Genomic DNA, 26123 nt, shown 5'->3' on the forward strand with positions numbered 1-26123 from the left:
TCCCTATTCCCGCAGGAGCTTTACTACGTATTCCAGGGCGCTCTGATTGGCAGGGTTGTCCAGCGCATGGGCAATGTCCAGCTTTTCCCGGGAGGTAAGATGCCACGACAAAGCCGCCGCCTTATCTTGTTTTTGTGGCACATACTGGAAAATTACCCGGTGAAACTTATTCGGGAAATACCCTTCCATATAATTCAATAAGCCATCCTGATCAAAGTCCTGCATAGCGCTCCAATGCTGCTGCATGGTAAACAGCGGTTCAAAAAGCAGGTCGCTGAGGTCCTTCGTTTTTTTAATAGGAGAAATATCATTTTTACGGGTGTCTCTGATCTGTATATACACTACCCCACTCGTATTTTCATCAATCCACTTACGAAAAGTATATAAGTAACGCAGGGTTGTTTGCTGCCCAAAGTTATCCCGGATTCCCGCATCCATTACGTCCACAATAGGATTGCTGGGCAAAAATGCATTGGGTAATACATACGGAAAAGTAGCACACATACGGATTGCGCTGGTGATACGCAGATCCATAGCTCCCTGCGCAGCAAAATACTGCGCGAAATCCACCCCATCGATGTCCCGTACCTGGCGGGTAGGATACAAATACTCTGGGCTGCATAAATAACTGACAGGCTGTGGGGAAATCATCAACCGGCGTCCATCAGCGTTTATCGTGGCATTCCAGATCAGCATAGGAATTTCGGCGTCCGCTTCCGGAACCTGGTAGTCCTTCAGGGTTTTATCCAGTACGCTGTCGGTATGCTCGTTCAGCTGCATTTCAAAAGCATATCCCCTATCTTTCGCATACTGATTCTTACCAATCCGGAAACTTCTCCAGGGGGTAATAAAATCGTTTACTGCCATAGCGGTAAAAACGGAATTCAGTAAATCGTCAGATACGTTTTCAACATATTTGCTATCGCCCAGGCGTATGGGTTTTCCCTGCTGTTGCCGATAGTATAACTCCCTGAAATAAGTGGCCCCTAACATGCCTCCGGAAGCCCCGGTCATCAGCATGGTGTGTTTCATTAAACGACCGTGCAAAAGGCTGTCCAGCCGCTGTAAAACATTAACACTCCAGGTAGCAGAACGACTTCCGCCTCCGCTGAAGTTCAACACGATCAAGGGAGGTTTTTTATCGGCAGGAAATTTCTTTCTCCAGTTATTTAAAATCCGGATAGTGGCGGCTTTGTCCGCCTCATATTTTTGCAGGGTAAAAAACTGCTGTAGCGCTCCCACGCTATATTCGGGTCGGTCTTTCCGCTGATGGTAATTAAGGCCATAGGCTTTGTTACGGTTATCTACCCAATTATGCTCTACCATCCAATTGAGTCCAAACAGCATCATCAGCAAAATAGGGATAGACCAGGTTTGCAGCATATAAGAATAAGCGCCGGCCACCCCTATCAGGAAAGCGAAGAAGATGAGCACGCTGGCGCCAGCCGGGATTCGGCACACATTGTAATCCATCATATAGGCCAGTATCACCAGGAATATCAGGGAACATCCCACTGTAATCATAGCCGCAAAGTGGTGCTGTTTAAGAATACTATCCAGGTAGTGCTTATTGTAGTGATCTACATTCCTGGCTCGTCGGATACGCCAGGGGGTAGTAAAATAGTTATGTACCGGCAAGGCGTTCTCATCGGGTTCCTGGGTGGGTTTAAGAATCATCCGCACAAAATTGCGCGGGTTGCCAAAACGCTTCTCCAGCCGGCGTCCGATATTTTTATCTGCGTTAAAAAAGTAGAAGAAACAGAAAAAGAAGATAAAAAGCACGCCACAGATATACCCCTCTCCCAACAACAAAATATCCGGAACGCTGGTCAGTTGCTCGTATCGCTGGTACTCCCACCCCCGAAAGAGTATACTGATGATAAATAATAGCGGGATAATACCGTTATTGAGGCAATACTTGAAAAAAGGTTGGGTGGTAGTAGCCAGAAATTTAAATCGCCCGGTATGCAGGATAAAAGTGGTGATTTGCCAACTCATAATAAACATACCAGTAGCCAGCCCAAGTAGCGTAGTACTGTAGAAATTTACCTTTCCCAGGTATTCTGGCGCCAGGTATAACGCATTGCCGCCAAACACTTTAGCAAACCCTCCGTTGATGGTGCTGAACAGAATTACCCAAAAAATAAGCAATATCTGGTACTTCCTGAAGTGGAGCAGCAGCAGCTGTATAGGGAAAGAATAGTAAGTTTTTATAAGTAATAACTTCACCTTCATCAGACGATTATTACAAATAAACCTACGGAAAATTTACGGATTTACAGATTTACGAAGACAGGAATTTTGTTTCTGTACGGCTTCTATATTAACTCAGCTGATGCTTTATCGCCCCTGCTGAGGTAATACGTCCAGATCAGCGATAGCAGCAACAACATCCCTACGGCCTGGTGTAAAATGCCATAGCTGATGGGGATTTTAACCTGGCTATTTAATAACGTCAGTACTCCCAGCAATACCTGTAATAACACCAGCAGCAATGGCAGGTAGCGGGTGGCATGGAGCAAGCTATGGGTGGGCGTTTGGGCCGCTTTCCACCACCAGAGGCCAATCAGGATGGTAATGCCATAGGCCAGGCCCCGGTGTATAAATTGAATGGTAATGGGATTATGTGCAATATCGGTCAGGAAACCGCCCTGGGAGAACATTCCAGCTGGTACCCAGGCGCCGTTGATATCAGGCCAGGTATTGGCCACCAACGCCGTGTGTAATCCTGCCATAAAAGCCCCGTATACCAGTTGAATAGTCAACAGTACCAACAGCCAGCAATTCAGTTTACGTAAAACAGGCACATTCAGCACTTCTACCGGGCGGATACTCAGTTTCAGCGCAAACCAAAACACGTATGACAACAATACCAGCGCCGAAATAAAGTGGATAGCCAGGCGGATATGGTTTACATATAAATTTTCTTCGTTCAACCCACTCTTCACCATAATCCATCCTATAGCGCCCTGAAGGCCGCCGAGAAAAAATAAGATGATCATGGGGTTGACCATACTTCTGTTAATTTTCTTTTTGACCAGGAAATAAATAAAGGGGATAATGAACACAAATCCCATCAATCGGGCCCAATCCCTGTGTAACCATTCCCAGAAATAAATGGCTTTGAAATCTGATAAGGTAAAATGGTTATTAATATAATGATACTGTCCAATCTGCTTATAGTTATCAAACGCACGCTGCCATGCTTCCTCGTTCATAGGAGGAAACGCTCCCAGCAATGGCTGCCACTCTGTGATAGATAACCCTGAGCCGGTTAAACGGGTAATTCCCCCCAGCAAAACCTGTATGATCAACATACCCACACCTATATATAGCCAAATGGCCACGGGGCGGTTACTTTTCATTGTAATTGCTTCCATAAACGGTGCAAAAATAGGGAATGAATGGCGAACAAGACAGCTAAATTCTCACATTATTTTAACAATGGCGTAATGTTCTGTTAATTCACGTGTCGGAGATTTGCGGTGAAATAAGAAAGGCACGATTAGCTAATACCGCCCTCATTTAAAAACGACGATTAAAATAAAAAAATAGTCATGAAACACTTACGTTTTGTTTTCTTAGCACCCAAAGCAGCATTGTTGTTATTCGCTACTATCCTGTTCCCAATTTTACATGCAGCAGCACAAACAAAAACATTTGCCTACAGTACATCCAGAATGGCAAATGAAAAAACAGTAGATAACGGAGCACCAGTAGAATCTTTTAACGTTCGCATTATGCAACTGCAAAAAGATCAGCTGTTATTTCAATTGTCTGTCGACAATCCGTCAAATGATAAGCTGACGCTTTATATAAAAGATAATTTCAACAACACACTGCACCGCGAAGTATTACCAGCTACCCTGCGCTTCGAAGCACGCTATAACCTCGGTTCCCTGGAAGACGGAGATTATACCTTCGAAATCAGAAGCGGAAAAACCAAACTGGCCGAAAAATCCATTGCTATCAAGACTCAGACAATGGTTAACAGGAATGTTTCTGTTATCGAATAAGTAAAGCCATCCAGGTAAGTATCCAACGCTGGTAAATAAAAAATTAAAGCTGCTGAGGCGAAAGGTATAAGCGATGCATATCGTTTATACCTTTCGCCTCAGCAGCTTTAAGCAGATGTTTATTACTTCCGGCTGGCAGCTGCTTCGTATAATGTTTCCAGCATCTTCTCCCGGATATGTAATGTAGATAATTTCGTATTGGCGCCGCCGTTAGGATATACCCGGTTGCTAAGGAATATAAATACCAGGCCCGATTCTGGGTCGGCCCATACACAAGTGCCGGTATACCCGGTGTGGCCAAAGGTTGCGGCCGATGCGCTTTTGGCGGGATATGGCTCTCTCCTGCTTACATTGTCTTTCTCAGGCTTGTCGAAGCCCAGTCCACGACGGCTTATTTTACTGTTATAAGCGGTAAACAGGTCGATTGTTTCCGGCTTTATATATTGCACACCATTGAAACTACCCTTGTTCAACAGCATCTGCATAATTACTCCCAGGTCATGTGCATTGGAAAACAACCCTGCATGTCCTGACACCCCGCCAAACATAGCAGCGCCGGGATCATGCACATCGCCATGCAGCTGTTGCATCCGGAAAGTATATTCATGTTCGGTGGGCACTATTTCGGACAACGAAAAACGCTCCCTGGGCAAAAAGCCGGTGGTGGCCAATCCCATGGGAGCATAAAAGGTTTCTTTTACATACTCATTTAATTTTTTCCCGGTGAGTTGTTCCACTATTTTTCCCAGGAAAATAAAGTCACAATCGCTGTATACATACCCCTGGTGGGGAGATAACTTACTGTCTAGTATCTTCTTCCAGATGCTATCCACGTATGTATTCTCCATATACATATTATCGGCTACCCGGATGGTATGGGAAGGGTCTGGTATTTTATGATACAGGATAGTATCGGGAGAACCGTCGGGATACAGGGTTTCCTTATAAAATGGGATAAATGCCACGAGGCCAGCCTGGTGCAGCAATATATCGCGAATACGCAGTCCGGCTTTATCCGTACCCAATACTGATGGGAGATATACGCCCAGGGTGGCATCCAGGTTTAATTTTCCTTCATCGTACAGGTGCATGACCGACAGCGTGGTGGCGCATACTTTGGTAACGGAGGCCAGGTCGTAAATAGACTGGGGAGAAACCGGGGTTGCTTTATTGTATTCGTAATGGCCGAAGCAGCGGTCATATACAATCTTTCCATTCTTCAGGGCCAGCACCTGTGCGCCCGGAGCGGCGCCGCGGGCAATCATTTCATTGGCGTAACCATCTATTTTCGCCAACGTTTGTTCATCCATGCCGGCATCTTTAGGAGTGGTTGCCGGTAAAGCCGTAAATTGGTTTACCTGGTAAGTAATACCGGTACCCGAAGGCAGGCCAGGGCAAACCGTTACCGGCAATTTCCCCGAAGGACCCAGCTTTCCGAACAACAGGTCTGCAGCCACCTGCTGGGTAGTACTATCATCTTCATAGGCCGCAACAAGGGTGGAGGCATCGCAGAAATACTGGAGGGCATACGGATTTCCGAAAGCTACCGTAGCAGTAGGCATTTCTGATTGTAACTGCCGGACGATCAGGCGTTCCGCCATAGAAAGTCCAAAGTTATTGGCCGGACGGCGGCTATAGTCGTGCAGGCTGATGATGGCAGCCTGGTAATCACGCTGAATACGGGATACAATGGCGGCAATATGCTCTATCGGTTGCCGGGAGGTAAATACGAAAACATCGGCACCTGGTTTATATGCTTTTACTGCCTGTTGGAATGTATTGCTGGCATCGGCTCCTACGGCTATTACCGCTAGTTTTTGCTGGGTCATGGCTGGCGAAAACGGTACAAGCTTCTTATCATTACGCACCAGGGTGATGGCGGCTTCCGCTATACGTCTACGTAAAGAGTCGGTTCCTGCGTTCAGGTCGGCAGCGAGGTTGTTGGTGTCTATATGTTGGGGCTTCCACAATCCAAGATTGTATTTGGCCCTCAATACTTTTTTTACCCGTGCATCTACTTCGTCCTGGTCTATTTTACCGGCTTTGATGGCTTTCTTGATAGCATCCACGCTACCGGCGGCGGTAGAAGGCAATATCATCAGGTCGTTGCCCGCCAGCAGGGATTGTAAAGATTCCTGGCCTTTTGTATAGAATTTGGCGATGCCTTTCATTTCAAGGGCATCGGTAACGATCAGTCCTTTATAGCCCAGTTCATTTTTAAGCAGTTTTGTAACCGCATTGTAAGAAATGGAGGTGGGTGTATTCGGCTTCTTATCAATAGCGGGTATATATAAGTGGGCAATCATGATGGATCCCACACCAGCGGCGATGGCTTCCCGGAAAGGATATAGCTCGAGGGAGTCCAGCTGTGCCCTTGTTTTATTGATGGTGGGAAGGTCGAGATGGGAATCTACATTGGTGTCGCCATGTCCGGGAAAATGCTTGGCGCAGGCCATTATGCCGGCATCCTGCATACCGCGGATGGTAGCTACGCCCATACGGGCTACGGTATATTTATTTTCACCAAAGGAGCGGTCATTGATCACGGGGTTAGCGGGATTGTTATTCACATCCATGTCTGGCGCGAAGTCGAGATGTATGCCCAGCCGCTTACATTGTTCGCCCATAATCTTCCCGGCATCGTAGGCCAGCGTAGTGTCCTGTACTGCGCCTATCATCATATTGCGGGGCAGGGAGATAACACTATCGAGGCGCATACCGAGGCCCCATTCGCCGTCGATAGCCACCAGCAGCGGTACTTTTGAAATAGACTGATAGTAGTTGGTGAGGTTCGCTTGTCTTACCGGGCCTCCCTGGAAGAAGATCAATCCGCCTACTTTATTATCCTGGATATCTTTTACAACTGCGTCAATATGATCCTGCCCCAGGTTGGAATGTGCCCGGATCATGATCAGCTGGGCGATACGTTCTTCCGGCGTGAGTGATTGAAATACGCTGTCTGCCCATTGTGCCGCGCGGTCCTGTGGAGGGGTAACTGCCCGTGTAGTTTCCTTTTTATGTTTCTTCTTGTCTTTAAATATATGGGGCGCAGAAATAGCGCTCCCGGTCATTAATAAACCCGTAAGTCCTGCAACCAATAATACTTTACTCATGTCATAAACTTACAAATATTCAGGCGTAAAACATGGGTAGTAGGGCTGAATATCAAATAATTACTAATAATAATCATATGATTTTGTTAGATAGAAAGGATTTAATTAAATTAGGATACCCTATTGAAGATAATTTAGATATTCTGGTTAAAAATTAAAATATGTTTACTATTTTGTCAGAATATTTACATTTAGTTCAATCAATTGTAATTTTAATTACCAATACATTCAACTGTTTCTTATATTTGCAGCCTTGCGAGTAAAGTAGATTTTAATAAAACATGGTCAATCTCATTTTATTTGGCCCTCCCGGTAGCGGCAAGGGTACACAAAGTGCTAATATTATCCAGAAGTATGGACTTATTCATCTGTCTACCGGCGATTTACTTCGCAGCGAGATTGGTAATAAAACTCCGTTAGGGCTGGAGGCCAAGAAATTCATGGACCAGGGCCTGTTGGTACCTGATGAAGTGGTGATTGGCATGATCAGTTCCAAACTGGAAGCTAACCCGGAAGCTCGTGGCTTCATTTTCGACGGTTTCCCACGTACTACTGCCCAGGCAGAGGCGCTGGATAAACTGCTGACATTGAAGAAAACGGCTATCTCCGTGGTATTATCCCTCGAAGTACCGGAAGATGAGCTGATTAAGCGCTTACTGAACCGTGGTTTAACTTCCGGTCGTAGTGATGATGCCTCTGAAGAAGTAGTAAAAGCCCGTATCGTGGAATACCACAACAAAACCGCTCCGGTAGCTGATCACTATGCCAAATTTGGTAAATTCAAGAAGGTGAAAGGTGATGGTACAGAAGAGGAGGTCTTCGAATTGCTGTCAAAGGAGTTGGATGAACTGGTAGGAGAAAGAGTGTAGTCATTGGCAGGCAACCGCGCTCACAGCGACTTTTAGTATTTTTATTATACAACGCAAAGATTGTAGGTATGGCTCTTGGCGCCAGGTAGCGCTAATTAGCTTAAACTTCACGATCTTTGCGTTTTATTTTTTGCCTGCTGTGAAGATACAGCAGTATTTAAAATTCAAGCATAGTGGAAAAAGCGAACTTCGTAGATTATATCCGTGTATTTTGTAAATCCGGGAAAGGCGGTGCTGGTAGTATGCACTTCATGCGTACTAAATTTAATGCGCAGGCCGGCCCTGATGGTGGCGACGGCGGCAGAGGCGGACACGTTATCCTGAGAGGCAACTCCCAGCTGTGGACCCTCCTTCACCTGCGCTGGCATAAAAACCTGCTCGCAGAAGATGGAGAAAATGGCAGTGGTGACAACTGCACCGGACGTTTTGGAAAGGATATCATTATCGAAGTACCACTGGGTACCCAGGCTAAAGATGAAGAAACCGGCGAAATAGAAGCGGAAATTCTCCATCATGGCCAGGAAATTATCTGGATTCCAGGCGGACAGGGAGGAAAAGGCAATGCCTACTTTAAATCTGCCACCAACCAAACACCGGAATATGCCCAACCAGGCATGCCTGGCCAGGAAGGCTGGAAAATTGTAGAACTAAAAGTTTTGGCCGATGTAGGACTGGTAGGGTTTCCTAATGCCGGCAAGTCCACCCTCCTGTCTACCATTACAGCTGCCAAGCCCAAAGTCGCCGATTATGCGTTTACCACCCTCACTCCCCAACTGGGAATGGTAGCCTATCGTGACAATAAATCCTTCTGTATCGCCGATTTACCCGGTATTATTGAAGGCGCCCACGAAGGAAAAGGATTAGGACATCGATTTTTAAGACATATTGAGAGAAACGCCGTATTATTATTCCTTATTCCAGCTGATAGCGCAGATCACCGCAAAGACTTTGAGGTGCTCGTGAATGAGCTGGAACAGTATAATCCCGAATTGCTGGATAAACAGTTCCTGTTAGCCATCAGTAAAAGCGATATGCTGGATGATGAGCTCAAAACCGCTATATCAGCGGAATTACCGGAAGATGTGCCACACGTATTTATCTCTTCTGTTACGAACCAGGGCCTCAGTGAATTAAAAGACATACTGTGGGAAGCCCTTAACAGGAAAGTAGATACCAGCGCCGGTATAGAAGACACAGAATAACTGGCTCCGGACATACGGGGAAACAAACTCAAATGCAGATGTTCGTTACAGTATCCCGTATACCATGAAAACAAATTTTTTGATGGCTGCAGTATCCCTGATACTGTTGCCGGCATGCCAACACACCGCTATACCGGAAAAGGAAAAACCAGTGCAAATCGATACAATGCAATTGATTGCTCCGCCAGCGCCATCTGAACAGGTGGCGTCCAACGAAGTAAGCGTTGTAAGTCGCGATACCACCACCTACATCCGTTTCGGAAATTGCTATTTTTCATTGGACTGGATTAAACCAGATGCCGGGCGAAATGACTTCGAGCGGCATCCGGATAGCCTTTTTTTCTGGCTGGCTCCCTCCCACAGCATCGAAGGGCAAATGTTGGCCATTACCACCGGCGAAACCCAGCGGATACAGGTTTCACAGCGATACGAAACCAGCGTGATAATTGGCGATGAGCCACTCCGCGACTGGAAACATTACCGCTCCCCCTGGGAAAGCCTGCCAGCAGAAGCCAGTAATTTCTTCATCTGCAAAAAATACCGCACAGATGAAAGTACCAGGTTCCCTCCTGTAAGTCTGTCTTTATTTCAACGATATGTAAAGCAGCACGCGTCCCCTGCCGCCTATGCCAGGGTAGCACGGCTCTCCCACTTCCCGCAGCCCCCGGCCCGCATTGCCATCAGCCGGTACTACATCCGGGTCAATGGCCTGCAAAGGCATATGTCAGACGAAATCAACAAACTGCTGGTCATCGATGTATCGTTTAAAAAATGATACGCCCTTCATTCATTATATTTACACGAAAAAACCTGTGAAACGATTAACCGGTTACCTTATTATTGTACTGTTGCTATTGCATGCCTGTAAACCCAGTGCTCCTACAGCAACTGACGCCACTGTAAAAACGGATAACGACACCTCGTTGAACCGCCTGGTAAGCACCTATACCGGCGATTTTGGCAATAGTCCCATTTATATCACACTCAACTTTTTCAATGGAAAATTAGTAGGTGGTTATAATACCCATAAAGGCTTGCGCCGCAACCTCCAGGGCGAACTGAAAAAAGACAACGACAACTGGATCGTGACCCTAAGCGAACCTGGCGATCACCAGTTTGATGGTAAATTCGCTATTACCTTCGATCACCTCTTCAATAATGCCAAAGGCACCTGGACGCCCGTCAACGATAAATCCGCAAAGGAGAAATCTTTCACGCTCAAAAGAAGCGGAGAACCGGACAATAACGGCTACAGCCTGTCTGGCAATACCTTTAATGCGATATTAATTGGCATGCAGGGCGGAGGCAGTGACCTTACCTTTAGCCAGGACGGTAGCTGCATATTACAGTACTACGAAAAGATCAACGACTCCACTTTCGCCAAACAGATGATCAAGGTAAGAGGTACCTATCAAAAAGTAAACGACAGCACCTTCCAGATCTCCTGGGAACAGAATACCATATTTAAAGAACGTACTACTCCTGCCTTTGTTTTAAGAAACAGAAATGGAGAGGGAGATGATCCACAAGTATATGACTATGGCATAAGGATCGATACGCTGGAGTTTGTGCAGGGACCATAAAAATTATGCAAACATTATTCAGGAAAGCGGGATGGTTACTAACAGCCATGGTTATACTTTACGGGGCATGGCTAATGCTCCTGTTAACCATCCCCTATGCTGCATTTGAAAAATATACCGACTTCCTGATCACCAAACAGCGGGTATACCCCATCCGCCATTGGCGCATCAGCTTTTATATACACGTTTTTGTCAGCATTGCCGTATTAGTTACCGGCCTGGCACAGTTTAGCAAATACCTGCTGGATAAATTCCCCCGCCTGCATCGTTTCAGTGGAAAAATCTATGCGATAGTAGTGATCGCCTTCAGCGGCCCCACTGGGCTGGTAATGGGTTGGTATGCAAACGGCGGCAAATATGCACGCACCAGCTTTGTACTACTTGCTATCCTTTGGATAGTGTTTACCATCATGGGCTGGATCCGGGCTGTGCAGCGCCGCTGGCCGGAACATCTTACCTGGATGCTGCGGAGTTATGCACTCACCTTGTCGGCACTTACCCTGCGCCTATATACCCTGTTACTAGGATTAATGCACATGCCACTACGCCCGGTAACCGCCTATATTACGGTTTCCTGGCTAAGCTGGACCCTCAATTTACTGATGGCAGAATTTGTCATCAAGCAGATGTTGATGAAGAAGATGGGAATAACTGCGGCCTCCCCGAAAGAAACGCCGCAGTTAAGTAAGTTAAACTAGCGACTGAGCGCCAGCTGTTGGGTCTTTGGAGCAAAGTGGCCGTCTTCAGTAATGTAGTAGTTGGCCTTTTTTATTTCGGTCCGGGACTTTTCCGGGTTGTTGATAAACCCTTCTTTTGCCGGATCCTTCTCGTATTCTACTTTATAATCTGTTAATTCAAAATCGGTATTTGAAGCAATGGTCACCACCCTGTATGGCGCATCGAAGTTAGGCTGCCCCGCTACCAGCAACTTATCGATAAGCTTTCCGCTGTTATCATAACTCGCCATAAAATAGTAGGCATGATTGGCATCTTCTGTACTACCCTCTTCTGAAATTTCATCATTTACAGCGTATATCAGTGTTTTAAAGGCATCCACTTTTTTCACTGTTCCTACATAAAAGAAAGAGCTGCCCACATCTCTTGAAAACTTGGAGTCGCGCATTTCTGCCACATACAATTCAAAATCGTAAGAAATGAAATTCTTGCCCAGCTCTTTTGCATACGCCTTATCGATGGTGAGCGGCATAGGCAGTTGTTTGAATTGTTTCGCAAAAAGATTCCATTCCAGCTTACCAGGCTCTCCGCTACCACTAAAGGCGGTGAGTATTTGCGATTGCGCGCTATAATCCTCTTCCCGGAAATATTTCAGGTCAGGATCTTTCATCGCATTGTTCATATTATTATAGCCAAACTCGATAGCGGCGATCAGGTAATAGCGGCAGGAATCAGTTTTTTTAGACAGCGAGTAAGCGCAGGCTTTATTATATAGCAGTTTTGATATTGGCTTATAGTCAAGCAGTTCTGCCATATTAAAAGCTTGTATAGCATCCGCCAGCTGATGGGTTTCCATCAGGGCATTTCCCAGCTCATAATAAGTTTTGGCTTGTGGTTGCAGGAGAATAGATTTGGTAAACTTATCTATACTGCCGGCGGCATTCTTCTTATTCCTGAATTCATCGATGGCCTTGAGAAATTCTTTCTCAGCTGCGTTATTCTTCTCGGGGGAATTGGCCGCCACCCACTTAACCGAGTCGGCATTGTAAAGTGATGCCAAACTGAGTTTGGCCGTTTGATCCGTTTTCTTTCCCGTATTACCACAGGAGGCTAACAGTACACTTAAGGCAAGCAATGATGCTATTCGCATAAGATAGGATTTGTATCATAAAGATAGGAAACAAACAACGGTATTTTAACCACGGGAAACGAAAAAACCGGCAATACAGACGTATCGCCGGTTTAAGTTATTGGCTGTAATTTCACTAACTCTTACCTAAGCCAGTGCTTCCTGTGGCTGAAACAACATGGCGGTACACAAACAGTTTCTGTAATTTTTTGCCACCAGTATCGGGTAGTTTACACAGCTTTTACATCCTTCCCAAAAAAGTGGTTCCTGTGGTAGCTGCTCGTACGTAACCGGTTCAAAACCAAGTCGTGAATTCATTTTCATGACGGCCAGACCGGTGGTGATGCTGAATATTTTTGCGACAGGATACATGGTTCTGCTCAACTCGAATATTTTCCGTTTAATGGCCGCCGCTACTTTCAATCCACGGAAAGCCGGCGCTACAATTAATCCGCTGTTGGATACAAAGCGGCCCTCTTCCCAGGGTTGTATATAAGAGAATCCTGCCCATACACCATCTGCTGTAAAAGCGATGACCGCTTTCCCTTCCAGGATTTTTTTCCTGATAATCGCAGGATCTCTTTTGGCGATACCGGTACCCCTTGCCAGGGCGGATGCCTCCATTTCTGCCACAATAGGCAGGGCAAAATCAACGTCTATGGCTGTAGCCAAACGGACGACAATTTCTTCATCTGTTTCCATTATCTGTAAGTTGATATTGAATGTAAAGAGGATAGAGGACTTCCGGGATCAGGGAATACATCCGGATTTTACTGGCAGCATCTGCAAGCGGCACCCTGCAAACTGTTGGTAAAAAAACCCGGGCAATAGCTTCCTTGACTACCGCGTTGCCCCGTTCGTATAACTTGCCGGCCAACTTCATACATTTATCTGCTACGGGAAAATTTTGTTCCCGCAACTGTTGATCTGTGTATTCACTCAGACAGCTAACTGTATCGTATATATGAAAAACCGCCGGGAATTGGTGTAACGCCTTTCTTAACGCCGGGATGGTGTCTTCAATACAGGCTGGTACTTCATATTGATTAATCATATACATCGTTTCCTATCATATGCCAAACCCTATTCCATATTCTTCATATGGAATGTTAAAACTTAGCAGGGACGGGGGTTTGCAAAGGAAACGTTAAATCCGGCACCACCATTAAACCTTTCAAAGTCTTCCGTTTTTGCACGGTTTTTTCAAAAATGGTAGTCTATGTCACCTGGGGGTATAAACGAAAAGCGGGTACACCCTTGATGAGTATACCCACTTTGCAATGCGATGAATAATATTATGCTGCAGGTGCAGGTACCGCTTCGGGTGCGCGTACCGGAGCTTTTGCGCTCTTTTTCTTCTTCCGGGTCCGGTTAATCCACATAATGATACCGGTAGTGGGAAAGGTAACGCCCAGCAGGGCGATGATCAATGCAAATATTTTAGAGGCGGTACCGAAAATGGCGCCGGTATGCAAAGGCTTGATGGTACTACGTACTTTCTGCCCGAGGTTACGCTGGGCAAAGGTCTCAGATTTCAATACCTTACCATTGAACTGGTCGAGGTAATAGGTAGTAGTAGCCGCTTCATTGAGCGTATGGGCAGGCAATAGGCTCACCATAAAGGCGGCGGTACTGTCTTTCGGCGCACTGAGGGCATAATAAACGGCGTCGGGAGCGGTTTGTTGCACGCTGGCTAATGCCGCTTCATAACTGATGCTTTTACTGTTAGTGATTTCTGCGGGTACTGATAACGGAGCAGCAGCCGGCTTGGGGGAAGTGCGCAATACGGCATAAAGGCCGTTGCTAAACCATTCGTACGACCAGGTTAAGCCGGTAAAGGCAGATACAAACAGGAAAATAGCAGCGTAGAAACCTAATACGATGTGCAGGTCGTGATTCAGCCGTTTCCAGCCACCATCCCATTTTACCTTGAGCCTCTGTTTGAGGATGTTCCTGGTTTTTGGCCACCACAGGATAATACCGGTGATGAGGATAAATACGAATATCAATGTGCTGGCGCCGGTAATTGCTTTCCCGGCATCACCCGCCAGCAACCAGCGGTGCAGGGAAAAGATCTTATAGTAAAACGTTTTTGAGTAGCTGTATAGTTCCACCACCTTACCGGTGTAGGGGTTTACAAAAGCGGTACGTCCCTTTTCTTTTTTGGGTGCTTTTTCGCCTTTGCCCATCGGGGAGGCATTTTCCCTGGGGCCTTTCTTCCCTCCTTTCCTACCTTCATCCAGGGTTACTTGTATGGTACAGGCGGGGTCTGCAAATATCTGCATACGGGATATCCCGGCGCCGGGCACCTGCTCCTTTACCAGTGCAGCTACTTTATCAAGCGGTAAACGTTCTCCGGCAGGAGTAACGTAGTAACGGTGATGGTTAAACGCTTCTGTCAGCTCTTTTTCAAAAACCAGTAAGGCGCCGGTTAAACAGCTGATGGTAATGACCAGTCCTGCAGTAAGGCCCAGGTATAAGTGAATGCGCCGGAAGAAAATTTTCATGTTATGTTGATCGTAGCTGCAAAGGAACTACGCGCGCGGGGTACTGTGCTATCGGATCGGGAAAAAGATTTATTCAAAACGGAAATTTTATCTCTTTTAAATCTATCTACATAGCAATCAATCATATATACATCTCCATAAACACAAAAAGCGCAGGAACACCTAAGATATTCCTGCGCCTTCCAGTATAAAAAATTTATTACATTAAACCACCCAGCATACCACCAGCGGCATTTTTCATTTCAGCTTCCCAGGCAGCTTCACCATCTTTCAATGCACGGTTTAACGCAGACAGCAACAGGTCTTCCATTTCCTCTTTGTTTTCAGGGGTCAGGAGATGAGCAGCAATATCAATTGTTTTTACCTGGCGGTTACCGTCAACGGTTACTTTTACCGCGCCATTTCCGGCCTCTCCGGATAAAGTTACTGTAGCTAAGCGCTCTTTTCCTTCCGCCATTTTTTGCTTGATCTGCGTCAGCTTTCCAAATAAATCACCAAACATGTTTCGTGTGTTTTAAGAACGGCAAATATACGCGTTCCGATTGCTGTAATGAAATTTAAGCAGCAATATCCGCTGCCAATCCCCTTTTCAGCCGGAATAATATTATAATTTACAGCTATACGAAACAGTAGAATTAACAATTGCGTATCTTACCCTCGCGTAAAAGTTATTAATAGCAATAATGGAAACTAAAGTTTGTATCATAGGCGCGGGCCCAGGCGGCGCTACTGCTGCATTGCAATTAGCCCAACTCGGTATTGAATGTATAGTGGTGGACAAGGCGGTATTCCCAAGAGATAAAGTATGTGGAGATGGATTAAGCGGTAAAGTACTCACCTTATTGGAACGTATTGATAAGGGTATCGGCGAACGCCTCCAACAAGCCATCTTTAAAAAAGATAGCTGGGGTGTTACCTTTGTAGCCCCCAACCGGATCGGGATAGATATTCCCTACCGTCTTAACTACCAGGAGGATAAAAGCAATCCCCGTGGTTTTGTTTGCAAACGCATCGACTTTGATAATTTCCTGGTGGATGAGCTGAAACGCCGCCCCGAAGTCCGTTTATTCGAAGGAGTTAGTATCGACAAATACGAACTGAAACCAGATGGCTACTACCTGTCTAACAAAGACGGATCTTTCCAGGTAAAAGCCGACCTGGTGATCGTTGCCAATGGCGCCCATTCAGCGTTTACCAAAGACGTTGCCGGCATCAAAATGGAACCGGAGCACTATGTGGCAGGCATCCGCGCTTATTATAAAGGCATTACCGGCTTACACACCGATGCCTTCATAGAGCTGCACTTCCTGAAAAACATGTTGCCAGGCTACCTGTGGATCTTCCCGCTACCCAATGGCGAAGCCAATGTAGGCGTGGGAATGCTCAGCAACTCTGCCCGTAATAATAAGGTAAACCTCAAACAGCTCATGCTGGACACATTGGCTACCGACCCCGTCATGAAAGAACGCTTTAAAGACGCCGAGCTGGTAGGTACGATAGATGGATATGGTCTTCCCTTGGGTAGTAAAAAAAGAAAACTACACGGCGAACGCTATATGCTGGTAGGTGATGCCGGTTATCTCATAGATCCTTTTACCGGAGAAGGCATAGGCAACGCGCTTTATTCCGGCAGGTTTGCTGCCCAACAGACGGCTGCCGCTATTGCCGCCAACGATTTCTCCGACACCTTCCTGGACGCCTATGATGAAAGTGTGTATCGTGTGCTGGGTCCGGAACTACAAGTAAGCACCAAGCTACAGAAACTCATTAAATATCCCTGGTTGTTCAATATTCTCATGAAAATGGGCTCCCGGAACAAGCAGCTGAAAGACCTGATGTCGTGCATGTTTCATGAGGTGGACCTTCGTAAAAAGCTGGGGCAGCCTATGTTTTACGTAAAGTTGTTATTTAACAGATAAAAGTATTTCCTGCCGTGAAATTTCTAAGCCAATTATCTATTATCGTATTTACATCATTTGCCATGAGCGCACAGGTTCCTAACAATCCCGGTCCGGTTCACCATCCGCACCTGACATTGGATATTGCCAATAAGCTGGCAGCATTGCCGCTGAAATGCCTGGACCTGGAATTCCCGTACAAAACGGGGGTAGTGTTTACCGATAGCTCGCTGCTAACGGCGCCGAAAAATTATCACCCGGCGTTTTATGGCTGCTTCGATTGGCACAGTAGTGTACACGGTCACTGGATGTTGGTACGCCTCTTAAAAATCTATCCCGACCTGGCAAAAGCTGATTACATCAGAGGTAAACTGGCAGCGCATTTATCTGCCGAAAACATAAAAATTGAGCAACAACTGTTCAGCAACCCGGAAAATAAAAGTTTTGAGCGCATCTATGGCTGGAGCTGGCTGCTGCAATTGCAAAATGAACTACTCACCTGGAATGATCCCCTGGGTAAGTTGCTCAGTCAAAACCTGCAGCCCCTGGCCTCCCAGTTTTCCGCGGCCTACATACAGTTCCTTGATAAAATTATGTACCCTATCCGGGTAGGCGAACATACTAACCTGGCCTTCGGTTTGTGCCTCGCCTGGGATTACGCCGTTACCGCCAAAGATGCGCCCCTGCAACAGGCCATACATAATGCCGCCATACGCTTTTATGCGGCCGACAAAAATGCGCCGGTTGCCTGGGAGCCAGGAGGATACGACTTCCTGTCGCCCAGCCTGGAAGAAGCCGACCTGATGAGACGCGTAATGCCAACCGACGACTATCGTAAATGGTTACACGCGTTTTTACCCGGACTATTCGAAAAGAAGATTGATATCTTACAGGTAGCCAAAGTAAAGGACCATACGGATGGTAAGCTCGTTCACCTCAATGGGCTGAACCTCAGCCGCACCTGGTGCTTGCAGGCCATCGCCCCCTACACCGGCAACAACAAAACTGCGGTCCTGGAATTGGCGCAGCAACATATGGATGCCGGCCTGCAACAGGTATTCAGCGGTAGCTATGCCGGCGAACATTGGCTGGCCTCTTTTGCGGTGTATATGCTAACTGTCGGAAAACAACCGTAATTTCATCCAGATAATCTATTACCCTGTACAAGCTATAGTTTAGTCGATCAGTATAATGTGTCAACTACTACTAGTATGCGCCCTATCATAGCCCTGACAATGAAGCAACTATTATCAATATTATTGATACTGATCCCCTTTTTCCCCTATGCACAAAAAGTAAACACCAGTGCTCCACCCACCTGGCTGGTACCTTATACCCCCGATCTTACCCAAAAGCCCAACGCCAAAAATATCAGCGATGGCTATTACCTGCTGCTGCTGGAAGAACAAAGGCAGGTAGAATTGAAATCCCATTACCATCACTTCATCCGGCAAATTATTTCAGAAGCAGGTATCCAAAACGGGTCAGAAATTTCTGTCGACTACGATCCTCAATGTGAAAAATTGAGTTTCCATAAAATAGTGATTCACCGCGATGGGAAAGAGATTAACCGTCTTCCCGGCGCTGCTTTTAAATTGCTCCAAAAAGAACAGGAACTGTCCAGGTTCATTTACAGCGGCACATATACCGCCTACCTCATCCTGGAAGATGTGAGAAAAGGCGACCAGATTGAATACTCCTACTCTATTTCCGGCGACAACCCCATTTTCCAAGGGAAGCTGGATAGCCGGATTTACTTTGTGGCCTATGAGCCCATTGTTAACTATTATAAAAATCTGATTGTAAGTCCCGACAAGCCCATCAGGTTTAAGTTATACAACAATGCCGTAACCCCGGCACAGAAAAAATGGAATGGACTCAACGTATATGAGTGGAACAAGGTAGACATCCGGGAAGCAGATAACAGCAGCTACGTTCCTTCCTGGTACAACCCCTTCACCCGCGTGCAGGTAAGCGAATATAGCTCCTGGAAAGAAGTGGCCGACTGGGGGCTGAAAATCAATACTACACCTCCTCCCGGTCCGGCATTGTCCAATAAAATTGAAGCCCTTAAAAAAGCGGCTAATGGAGATAAAGCCAGCTACCTGCTGCAGGCGCTCCGGTTTGTTCAGGACGATATCCGGTATATGGGTATTGAAATGGGAGAATACTCCCATCGACCCAATAGCCCCGATAGAGTACTATCCCAGCGGTTTGGCGATTGTAAAGACAAGGCCCTGCTACTTTGTACAATCCTGCAGGCAAATGGTATCACCGCTAATATGGCTTACGTAAATACCGACCTGAAAGGCACTGTCAGTGAAATGCTGCCTTCTCCCAATGCATTTAATCATGTAATTGTACAGGTAATACTTAACCATAAAACATACTGGCTGGACGGTACCATGTCTTATCAACGGGGCGGACTGTCCGACTTTTGCGAACCGAATTACCAGCAAGCCCTGGTTATCACGGATACAACTACGCAACTCAGCGCCATTCCGCTTACCACCCGCGGACGCATTACCGTGCGGGAAACCTTTCAGCTACCGGACAGTGAAAATAAAGATGGACAACTCGATGTGATGACTATCTATCAACGGGATGAAGCCGATGCACAACGCGCCGACCTGGCCGGCACCAGCATGAAGGATAAAGAAAAATCGTATCTCAACTATTACAAGAAGTTATATGGAGATGTGATCATTAAAGATTCCATTACCGTGCAGGACAGCGCCACCTGCAATACCATACGTGTCAGGGAAAGCTACCAGGTACGCCACCCCTGGAAGAAAGACAGCAGCAGCAATAAACTGCAGTTTACCGCCAACGCCCAATCTCTTTATGATATTTTATCCTATATCACCGATACACAGCGCAAAGTGCCGGTTAACCTCCGCTATCCGTATGATCTCGACTACCAAATTGTTATGCACACGCCTGTGGAATGGTCATTAGACCAGGATCCGGTGCATATCGCTAATGAATACTATCAATTTGACTATACAGCAGAAAAAAATGAGCAGCAGATCACCTTATCTTACCGTTTTAAAACTTTCAGCAACCACATTCCTGTAAAGTTTATTCCCCAGTATATAAAAGACCTGAAAATCATTAATGAAACCAGTTCCCTTGATCTTACGTGGAAACCAGACTTTACACCGGCGTCTCACCCGGGCGTACCGGGCAACTGGCTTGCCATTGCGCTGGCACTGATGTTTGCGGTAATATTTTCCCTGCTGGCGTATGTGGCATACCGTTATTCCATTTTACCCCGCGGGCAACAGGCGGAACCTGTTCCCATCGGAGGTGGACTTGCCCTCCTGGCCATAGGACTGCTTTTCACCCCTATGGGAGAATTAATGAGTCTCTGTAAAATGCCGGTATTCAATTACCAGTACTGGATAACTATTTCCAGCCGGAAAGACCTGGGAAACATTACCCTGGTGGAGCTTTTCCTGATCCTGGAGATGATCCTCAATGTATTCCTCCTGTGCTATAGCGTTTTGCTGGCCGTGCTGTTCTTTAACCGGCGGGATACTTTTCCTTTTGCACTGGCCACCTACTATTTTATCTGTATTATTTTTATTTATGCGGATAATGCCGTGAATAGTTATTATTTCCACGAAGGTCAGCCCGGTTCCATACTTAGCCTGAACTCTATTTTATGGCCGCTGTTGCGCATGGCCATCTGGATACCCTATTTATTAATATCTGAACGGGGTAAAACTACTTTTATCCAACCCTACCAGGCTTCCAAAGAGGATGCTTAAATATTGTTGACATATTTTTTCACCGTCAGCCAGTTGACCACGTACACTAACGCCAGCACCACCGCCATACCGGCAAAAACAAGTACTCCCGGCCATGGGCTGATCAACATCTGGTGCGCAGCCAGTATTGCGGCAGTCCAGTATTGCAATGCTGCCAGGAGCAGTAACGACAGTAATCCTACTACGATATACAGGGGAACAAATTGTTTGAGCAAATAACGCTGCAGCTGCTGGGGTGCCGTGCCCAATATCACCAGCAGCTGGATTTCCCGCTTACAGGAGGCAATCACCAATTGAATGAACATACTGAAAACCAACAAGGCAAAGCATAGCAAGATCAGGCCAAAGAACCCAACTACCGATACAATAGTTTGTACAATCATCCTGGTTTTACTGAACTTCAGTTTATCCTGGTTGGTGGTATAGCCGTTGTCTTCCAGGAACTTTACCAGCGTTGGATTAGAAGGGTCCGGGGTTTTGATGATCACCCGGGAAGTACCCACAGCAGTAGCGGTGCTATACTTCTGGTTGGCCCAGGCCATAAAGGAGGCCGGTACCAGGAAAGAAGAGATACGGTCTGAAAAGCCCACTACATGTCCCATATACTGGTCCGATACCTGGTTATTGGAAATGTTTACCTGCAGAGGCAGCGCTTTCACTGTTTCCTGGGATATCTGCGGCAGGTCCTGGCTGAGGGAAAAGCCGAAATTATAGAGGTTCAAAAAATCATTAGGCAGAATAATAGGAATCGTTCTATCTCCTTCATTCCATTTCCAGTCTTCATTTTTCACATCCAGGAAACTATCGGGCACTGCTTCAAAAAACATATCGGTGGCGAAGTGTAAGTCGCCGGGCGCCTGAATCACCACTTTATACTGGCTGGAGGTCACTACCCCAAAAGCCTGTACGAATGGTTGCTTCCGGATATTGGCAATTTCTTCGGGAGTAAAAATGCTCTTGGCCGATTGTCCCATCATGGCATTAGTGATGGTTTTATTGATAACAAGAAAATCGGCTGTTTCGTTTTGGTTTTTGCTGCTGTACAGGAGCTGGCTGAAATTGGTATGGGCCTGTATCGCTATCAGGATCAACAACATAGCGATGCCCAAACCCACTGCTGCCATTAAAAACCGGGTTTTACCCACTCCTGTTTGGATGATCTTCTTAAGTAAATCGAAAAAAGGACGCATGAAACAACATTAAAGATGGTAATGCACATCGTAGGCGAAGTGCTGGTCATTATCCAGGTCGGTTAAAATAAATCCCGCATTACGGGCTTTACATTCTTCTGCAATGAGGGCGGCGGCTCGTTGTGTGTTCTCTTCATCGAGGTGACTGAAGGGCTCATCCATCAACAGACACTGAAAAGGCTGTACCAGTGCCCGGATGATGGCGATCCGCTGCCGTTCGCCATAGGAAAGCGTTTTGCCGCTTTGTTCCAGTATATGCGATACATTGAGGCGGGCAGCCATATCGGCTATCTTTTCAGGAGGGTAATATGGTTTCCCCTGCATTACATTCTTGAGTATTATGTTTTCGCGGGCGGTAAGCTGTTCAAACAACCGCAGGTCCTGGAAAATCACGCTTACTTCCTGCTGCCGCATGCGGGCGATATCATTTTTGCTGTAGGAAGGCCATGGTTGACCATTTACCGCAACCTGACCTGTGTAATCGTAGCGGATATGATAGAGGTAATGAATCAAAGTGGTTTTGCCGGTACCGGAGGGTGCTTTTATCTTCACAAAACTACCTTGCTGAAAAGTAACCTCCCGGTTCCAGATGTCCGACGACCGTTGCCGGAGTTTGTCCTGCAATGGAATCGGCATGAGGTGATTGAGCTGAATCTGCATAGTGGCATTACTGTTAACGGTAGCGAATATAACTTATAAATTTCACGCAGGCGTGTAAGAAGTAAGGGCGCAGAGGATGGATTCCCCTGCGCCCTTTATAGCTTTATGCGTTGGTTATCAGTTAGGAGAAACAGCTGTAGCTGTATCTACCGGTGCTGCAAACAGGCTGTCTTCGTATGCTTTTTCTTTCGCCTTCTTTTCCTTCATTACCTTGGCTACTTCTGTACCCAGGTTTACCAGTTGCACGAGACTGTTCTGATCTTTGTTTTTGAAGGTCAATACCGCTTCGGTGTGCTGTACATCACCGCCATCAGCTTTGCTTACTACGGTAAAGTCTTTCAGCAATGCTTTGGATTTCTGCAATACTGTTTTTTCATCGCCTTCGGCTTTATCTTCGGGAACGATGCTGATCACTTTTTCCAGGTCTACGTAACCACCCAGCATGCTTCCTTTCACTTTACTTTCTACGCCTTCCGGTAATTTCACACTGCCTTTGCCGCCGAGGTATTGTTGTAATACCGTGCTATCGGAACCTACCGTTACAAATTTTTCGGTGATAGATACCGGAGGCATAGTGGCAGCGGCCATGGGATTAGCAATCACGTAGTGGTCGCCTTCGCGGGTAAATACTTCTTTCAGCATAGGGGAAGTCATCACCTTATTGAAAGCGTCTTTATTACCTACTTTAAGGCTAAAGATCCATTTGGCAGAAGGTTTTTCTACGAATTCGCCAGGCATGTATTCAGATTCTTTCTTGGTGATAGCCAGGTCAGAAGCTACGTATACCAGCTGTCCTTCAAAAGCATTCAGGATATCGTCCATGCTCAGGCCGGATTTACCGGAGATGGCCATGTTTACCACGCCGTCCATACCGGTAGCTTTAATGATTTCGCCGATCATGCGGAAATCGAAGGCATAAGAGATAAACCCGGTAATGCTTTCAGCAGGATATTTCTTCAGCATGTCCAGGTCAATTTCTTTCTTGCCATATTTTTTGTAGATGCCTGCAATTTCCTTACCCATGAAGGTATTGCCATTAAACAGGATCTTACCGTTTTCGAAGTTAACGGTACCGGTGTAATAGGTGCCTTCCATCAGCTTTTTCACGTTGGCCGGGATCATGGTGAACTGGCCGCTGTTGTAGATGGCTTCAGGATTTACGAAAACACCTGCGTCCGCATTTTCTTTCAGCAGTTTGGCAAATGGCTCGATGGAGCCGGCAGATTCTTCCTTTTTCAGGTGGAAAAGGTGATCTACTTCAGCTACCCAGTTTTTGATAGTGGCATCGTCGTCAGTAGCTCTGAGAGCAGCAGGAACCGCTACAGCGCTATCCACCATTGGCTGATCTCCATCTTGAGAGGGCTGGCTGGAGCCACCGGGAGCGTACTGCTCCAGGTTGTTGGGGTCTACCGCACTGATATAAATAACGGCCGATTTATTCCAGCCAATTACAGCGTGCTGCTTGGTTTCCCAGATATATTTGAAATCATTTTGTGTTTTCAGAGAGAAGTCAGCGACATTTTTTTTGAGATAGGCCTCAAATTTGTCGGCATCTTTCAGGCTGGCGGTAAGCGCCACGTATGATTTTTTCTCAGCGGCCTGTCCCTGGAATACGATAGAAGCGAAGAAGTGGCTTTGGAGATCAATACCGGAATTTTCGGCATCTTTCCAGGCTTTCATTACTTCATTGGCAGTGTCTTTGGTGTCGGCAGCGGCAAACAGCTTATCCATAGTGATCCCGTTGGTCACCAGTTTGGTAGTCAGTTGTTTGGCATTGAGGTCGATCACCACACCGGCTGTCTTGGGAATGTACCGGCTCTCTTCGGGGTTTTTGGAGCAGGACGACAGGATAACCGCTGCGGCTACAGCGGTTAACAAAACTTTGGAAATTGTTCTTTTCATAAAAGATATAAAAATTAAGAGTTGATTCGGAGCAACAACAAGGGTTGCTAACAATACACTACCACCATCGTGGTATTTCATTCGTGCAAAAGTACGTATATTTTTGTAGCACATATGTCTGATTTTTCCCTTTCGACGTACAATAATTCAATACTGTTTAAGTTTATACCTTTGCTACTAACTATGAAACTATTACTAAATACCATAGAAAAACCATTATGTTCCTGATCATGCTGCAATACATACGGCCAGTAGCCGCTATAGAGCACTATATGGAGGCGCACACGGCGTTCCTTCAAAAGTACTACGACAGCGGTCGTTTTATTTTGTCTGGCCGAAGAAAACCCAGATCTGGCGCCGTTATTCTCTGTAATGCGTCCAGCCGCAAAGAGGTAGAAGAAATTATGAGTGAAGATCCGCTCGAAAAATACCAGCTGGCTCTTTACGAGATTATTGAGTTTGAGCCAACGGGGTACGCCAACACCCTTGGAAAATAGTTCCGCTTTCTTTTTGACTGCCAACTGCTTACGCTTCTTTACTCCGGATAATTACTGCATAAAGTAAATGACCTTCGTCAGCCATTTGCTACTATCCTTTTCCTTGCCCGGATCCGTTACATACACCTCTATTGTGGGTGGAACAATTTTTCTGCCTTTGTCGGTAATAAACTTTTGAATAGCCACATGTGCATTGGCTATTTTACTATACGGTCCGTAATAATCTGCATAGGCTGCCTGCGCTGCGGGTAGGGTGATAATTTCATAGCCATTGCCGGGTTTACTGCCTTCCGGTACGGGAATAGCTGCCGCCATATCGGTCTGGTGCAGCTTTTTGTCCCAGGTAAAGAAAATACCGCAGGGCACTCCGGGCTGCAAATTAGCCGCAGTGGTAGCATTATAGATCGTTTCCAGGTTTTGGCGGTAGTAGTCGCTAATCCTGCTCATCGGGATAGTCTTCCTGACGGCGGCATAGGTAGTAGCCGGGAAATTCATTTCTTTTACGGTTACATCAATTCCGTTAGGGGTACCGGGACCTTTGACCTCGGCCTCCGCCATGCTTTTCAGGTGTTGCAATCCCTGGTCAAAATCCTTCTCCAGTGCACCTTTCATGAAAAGCGACATCACATTCTGGGGCCGGTCGTAATGCGTATCGAACCCCCAGATCACCTTGGTTTTTCCGGCTGCTTCGGACAATTGGAAGTATACATCTGACTCCGACTTAAAAGGACTTGTAAAGGTAAGTTTCTGGGTTACCGCCTTATAAGGCTCTAAAGACAGGTGTTGTAATCTTCCTTCTCCTATTCTTTTCCCTGACCAGGAATCGGTGGCGCCTACCGTACCATCATCACCACTGATGGTGTATTGGGCGGTAGAGTCCATCTGTCTCCAGGCGCTCCATTCGTTAAACTTTTCGAATCTGACAATATCATTCCATACAACGCTTGCAGGAGCATTGATTTCAACGCTGCGCTCCACATGCATTACAGTGGGTGCAAAAAGGATCAACACAATAGCAATAAACAGGATGAGTCCTATAATCCAGGCGAGTGTTTTAAGTACTTTCATGACTGTCGGGGGTTGATGATAATAAAAATACATCTTTTTAT

22 protein-coding genes are annotated in these 26123 nt (G+C 46.3%); 10 read left to right on the forward strand and 12 right to left on the reverse strand.

Annotated elements, in window-relative coordinates; all coding sequences use genetic code 11:
- Window positions 1-3 precede the first annotated feature (3 nt).
- On the reverse strand, window positions 4-2235 hold the full coding sequence (locus FHW36_RS02520) for a patatin-like phospholipase family protein (RefSeq protein ID WP_145661745.1): 2232 nt from the start codon (window positions 2233-2235) through the stop codon (window positions 4-6).
- An 83-nt stretch (window positions 2236-2318) separates the two neighbouring features.
- Window positions 2319-3380, reverse strand: coding sequence for a COX15/CtaA family protein (locus tag FHW36_RS02525; protein WP_145661747.1), 1062 nt, complete (start codon window positions 3378-3380; stop codon window positions 2319-2321).
- Between the two features lie 177 nt (window positions 3381-3557).
- Here FHW36_RS02525 and FHW36_RS02530 point away from each other — a divergent pair, with 177 nt between their 5' ends.
- Entirely contained in the window at window positions 3558-4016 is a 459-nt protein-coding gene (locus FHW36_RS02530) for a hypothetical protein (protein WP_145661750.1), read from the forward strand.
- Window positions 4017-4138: 122 nt separating this feature from the next.
- Here FHW36_RS02530 and FHW36_RS02535 read toward each other — a convergent pair whose 3' ends face one another.
- Window positions 4139-7129, reverse strand: coding sequence for a glycoside hydrolase family 3 N-terminal domain-containing protein (locus FHW36_RS02535; protein ID WP_145661752.1), 2991 nt, complete (start codon window positions 7127-7129; stop codon window positions 4139-4141).
- Window positions 7130-7410: 281 nt separating this feature from the next.
- Between FHW36_RS02535 and FHW36_RS02540 the strand changes: the two genes are divergently transcribed.
- From FHW36_RS02540 to FHW36_RS02560, 5 genes are all read left to right on the forward strand, one after another.
- Window positions 7411-7998: an adenylate kinase gene (locus tag FHW36_RS02540; RefSeq protein WP_145661754.1), complete on the forward strand. Its 588-nt coding sequence runs from the start codon at window positions 7411-7413 to the stop codon at window positions 7996-7998.
- 173 nt (window positions 7999-8171) lie between these two features.
- Window positions 8172-9200 carry a GTPase ObgE gene (obgE, locus tag FHW36_RS02545; RefSeq protein WP_186452278.1) on the forward strand — a complete coding sequence of 343 codons (1029 nt, stop codon included), beginning with the start codon at window positions 8172-8174 and terminating at the stop codon, window positions 9198-9200.
- 82 nt (window positions 9201-9282) lie between these two features.
- Window positions 9283-9975 carry a hypothetical protein gene (locus FHW36_RS02550; protein WP_145661758.1) on the forward strand — a complete coding sequence of 231 codons (693 nt, stop codon included), beginning with the start codon at window positions 9283-9285 and terminating at the stop codon, window positions 9973-9975.
- 37 nt (window positions 9976-10012) lie between these two features.
- Window positions 10013-10783 carry a hypothetical protein gene (locus FHW36_RS02555; RefSeq protein ID WP_145661760.1) on the forward strand — a complete coding sequence of 257 codons (771 nt, stop codon included), beginning with the start codon at window positions 10013-10015 and terminating at the stop codon, window positions 10781-10783.
- A 5-nt stretch (window positions 10784-10788) separates the two neighbouring features.
- The gene (locus FHW36_RS02560) at window positions 10789-11481 is read left to right on the forward strand and encodes a DUF2306 domain-containing protein (protein ID WP_145661762.1); all 693 of its coding nucleotides are present in this window, start codon (window positions 10789-10791) and stop codon (window positions 11479-11481) included.
- Here FHW36_RS02560 and FHW36_RS02565 read toward each other — a convergent pair.
- The 5 genes from FHW36_RS02565 to FHW36_RS02585 all read right to left on the reverse strand — a co-directional run bounded on the left by FHW36_RS02565 (window position 11478) and on the right by FHW36_RS02585 (window position 15596).
- Window positions 11478-12608 (reverse strand): TPR end-of-group domain-containing protein, encoded by a 1131-nt coding sequence (locus FHW36_RS02565; RefSeq protein ID WP_145661764.1) that lies wholly within the window; start codon window positions 12606-12608, stop codon window positions 11478-11480. The two genes, FHW36_RS02560 and FHW36_RS02565, sit on opposite strands and share 4 nt — an antisense overlap.
- 126 nt (window positions 12609-12734) lie before the next feature.
- Window positions 12735-13289 carry a GNAT family N-acetyltransferase gene (locus FHW36_RS02570; protein ID WP_145661766.1) on the reverse strand — a complete coding sequence of 185 codons (555 nt, stop codon included), beginning with the start codon at window positions 13287-13289 and terminating at the stop codon, window positions 12735-12737.
- The gene (locus FHW36_RS02575) at window positions 13276-13641 is read right to left on the reverse strand and encodes a DUF7674 family protein (protein WP_145661768.1); all 366 of its coding nucleotides are present in this window, start codon (window positions 13639-13641) and stop codon (window positions 13276-13278) included. Before FHW36_RS02575 ends, FHW36_RS02570 begins: the two co-directional genes overlap by 14 nt.
- A 241-nt stretch (window positions 13642-13882) precedes the next feature.
- Window positions 13883-15094, reverse strand: a complete 1212-nt coding sequence (locus FHW36_RS02580) for a PepSY-associated TM helix domain-containing protein (protein ID WP_145661770.1) — start codon at window positions 15092-15094, stop codon at window positions 13883-13885.
- A 199-nt stretch (window positions 15095-15293) separates the two neighbouring features.
- Window positions 15294-15596 carry a YbaB/EbfC family nucleoid-associated protein gene (locus FHW36_RS02585; protein ID WP_145661772.1) on the reverse strand — a complete coding sequence of 101 codons (303 nt, stop codon included), beginning with the start codon at window positions 15594-15596 and terminating at the stop codon, window positions 15294-15296.
- Window positions 15597-15777: 181 nt separating this feature from the next.
- On the opposite strand from FHW36_RS02585, the gene FHW36_RS02590 reads away from it, so the two are divergent.
- The 3 genes from FHW36_RS02590 (at window position 15778) to FHW36_RS02600 (ending at window position 20765) form a co-directional block, all read left to right on the forward strand.
- Window positions 15778-17013: an NAD(P)/FAD-dependent oxidoreductase gene (locus FHW36_RS02590; protein ID WP_246121044.1), complete on the forward strand. Its 1236-nt coding sequence runs from the start codon at window positions 15778-15780 to the stop codon at window positions 17011-17013.
- A gap of 62 nt (window positions 17014-17075) precedes the next feature.
- The gene (locus FHW36_RS02595; RefSeq protein ID WP_145661776.1) at window positions 17076-18128 is read left to right on the forward strand and encodes a DUF2891 domain-containing protein; all 1053 of its coding nucleotides are present in this window, start codon (window positions 17076-17078) and stop codon (window positions 18126-18128) included.
- Window positions 18129-18203: 75 nt separating this feature from the next.
- A complete protein-coding gene (locus FHW36_RS02600) occupies window positions 18204-20765 on the forward strand; it encodes a DUF3857 domain-containing protein (protein WP_145661778.1) in 2562 nt (853 codons plus the stop codon).
- Here FHW36_RS02600 and FHW36_RS02605 read toward each other — a convergent pair.
- The 3 genes from FHW36_RS02605 to FHW36_RS02615 form a co-directional block, all read right to left on the reverse strand.
- Entirely contained in the window at window positions 20762-21955 is a 1194-nt protein-coding gene (locus tag FHW36_RS02605) for a hypothetical protein (RefSeq protein WP_145661780.1), read from the reverse strand. The two genes, FHW36_RS02600 and FHW36_RS02605, sit on opposite strands and share 4 nt — an antisense overlap.
- Before the next feature lie 9 nt (window positions 21956-21964).
- A complete protein-coding gene (locus FHW36_RS02610; protein WP_145661782.1) occupies window positions 21965-22615 on the reverse strand; it encodes an ATP-binding cassette domain-containing protein in 651 nt (216 codons plus the stop codon).
- A 117-nt stretch (window positions 22616-22732) separates the two neighbouring features.
- On the reverse strand, window positions 22733-24517 hold the full coding sequence (locus FHW36_RS02615) for a DUF4836 family protein (RefSeq protein WP_145661784.1): 1785 nt from the start codon (window positions 24515-24517) through the stop codon (window positions 22733-22735).
- 218 nt (window positions 24518-24735) lie between these two features.
- Here FHW36_RS02615 and FHW36_RS02620 point away from each other — a divergent pair, with 218 nt between their 5' ends.
- On the forward strand, window positions 24736-25014 hold the full coding sequence (locus FHW36_RS02620) for a YciI family protein (protein ID WP_145661786.1): 279 nt from the start codon (window positions 24736-24738) through the stop codon (window positions 25012-25014).
- Between the two features lie 51 nt (window positions 25015-25065).
- On the opposite strand, the gene FHW36_RS02625 is transcribed toward FHW36_RS02620, so the two are convergent.
- Window positions 25066-26082, reverse strand: a complete 1017-nt coding sequence (locus FHW36_RS02625) for an SRPBCC family protein (RefSeq protein WP_186452281.1) — start codon at window positions 26080-26082, stop codon at window positions 25066-25068.
- Window positions 26083-26123 lie beyond the last annotated feature (41 nt).

It is taken from the genome of Chitinophaga polysaccharea, from assembly GCF_007829335.1.
GTDB classification, from domain to species: Bacteria; Bacteroidota; Bacteroidia; order Chitinophagales; family Chitinophagaceae; genus Chitinophaga; species Chitinophaga polysaccharea_B.

Excerpts from the sequence above, each read along its gene's own strand:
- FHW36_RS02615 (WP_145661784.1), bottom strand. The coding sequence starts at position 24,517 with ATGAAAAGAACAATTTCCAAAGTTTTGTTAACCGCTGTAGCCGCAGCG.
- FHW36_RS02610 (WP_145661782.1), bottom strand. The coding sequence starts at position 22,615 with ATGCAGATTCAGCTCAATCACCTCATGCCGATTCCATTGCAGGACAAA.
- FHW36_RS02525 (WP_145661747.1), bottom strand. The coding sequence starts at position 3,380 with ATGGAAGCAATTACAATGAAAAGTAACCGCCCCGTGGCCATTTGGCTA.
- FHW36_RS02530 (WP_145661750.1), top strand. The coding sequence starts at position 3,558 with ATGAAACACTTACGTTTTGTTTTCTTAGCACCCAAAGCAGCATTGTTG.
- FHW36_RS02590 (WP_246121044.1), top strand. The coding sequence starts at position 15,778 with ATGGAAACTAAAGTTTGTATCATAGGCGCGGGCCCAGGCGGCGCTACT.
- FHW36_RS02595 (WP_145661776.1), top strand. The coding sequence starts at position 17,076 with ATGAGCGCACAGGTTCCTAACAATCCCGGTCCGGTTCACCATCCGCAC.
- FHW36_RS02600 (WP_145661778.1), top strand. The coding sequence starts at position 18,204 with ATGCGCCCTATCATAGCCCTGACAATGAAGCAACTATTATCAATATTA.
- FHW36_RS02605 (WP_145661780.1), bottom strand. The coding sequence starts at position 21,955 with ATGCGTCCTTTTTTCGATTTACTTAAGAAGATCATCCAAACAGGAGTG.
- FHW36_RS02580 (WP_145661770.1), bottom strand. The coding sequence starts at position 15,094 with ATGAAAATTTTCTTCCGGCGCATTCACTTATACCTGGGCCTTACTGCA.
- FHW36_RS02560 (WP_145661762.1), top strand. The coding sequence starts at position 10,789 with ATGCAAACATTATTCAGGAAAGCGGGATGGTTACTAACAGCCATGGTT.
- FHW36_RS02625 (WP_186452281.1), bottom strand. The coding sequence starts at position 26,082 with ATGAAAGTACTTAAAACACTCGCCTGGATTATAGGACTCATCCTGTTT.
- FHW36_RS02585 (WP_145661772.1), bottom strand. The coding sequence starts at position 15,596 with ATGTTTGGTGATTTATTTGGAAAGCTGACGCAGATCAAGCAAAAAATG.
- FHW36_RS02550 (WP_145661758.1), top strand. The coding sequence starts at position 9,283 with ATGGCTGCAGTATCCCTGATACTGTTGCCGGCATGCCAACACACCGCT.
- FHW36_RS02520 (WP_145661745.1), bottom strand. The coding sequence starts at position 2,235 with ATGAAGGTGAAGTTATTACTTATAAAAACTTACTATTCTTTCCCTATA.
- FHW36_RS02570 (WP_145661766.1), bottom strand. The coding sequence starts at position 13,289 with ATGGAAACAGATGAAGAAATTGTCGTCCGTTTGGCTACAGCCATAGAC.
- FHW36_RS02575 (WP_145661768.1), bottom strand. The coding sequence starts at position 13,641 with ATGATTAATCAATATGAAGTACCAGCCTGTATTGAAGACACCATCCCG.
- FHW36_RS02535 (WP_145661752.1), bottom strand. The coding sequence starts at position 7,129 with ATGAGTAAAGTATTATTGGTTGCAGGACTTACGGGTTTATTAATGACC.
- FHW36_RS02540 (WP_145661754.1), top strand. The coding sequence starts at position 7,411 with ATGGTCAATCTCATTTTATTTGGCCCTCCCGGTAGCGGCAAGGGTACA.
- FHW36_RS02620 (WP_145661786.1), top strand. The coding sequence starts at position 24,736 with ATGTTCCTGATCATGCTGCAATACATACGGCCAGTAGCCGCTATAGAG.
- FHW36_RS02565 (WP_145661764.1), bottom strand. The coding sequence starts at position 12,608 with ATGCGAATAGCATCATTGCTTGCCTTAAGTGTACTGTTAGCCTCCTGT.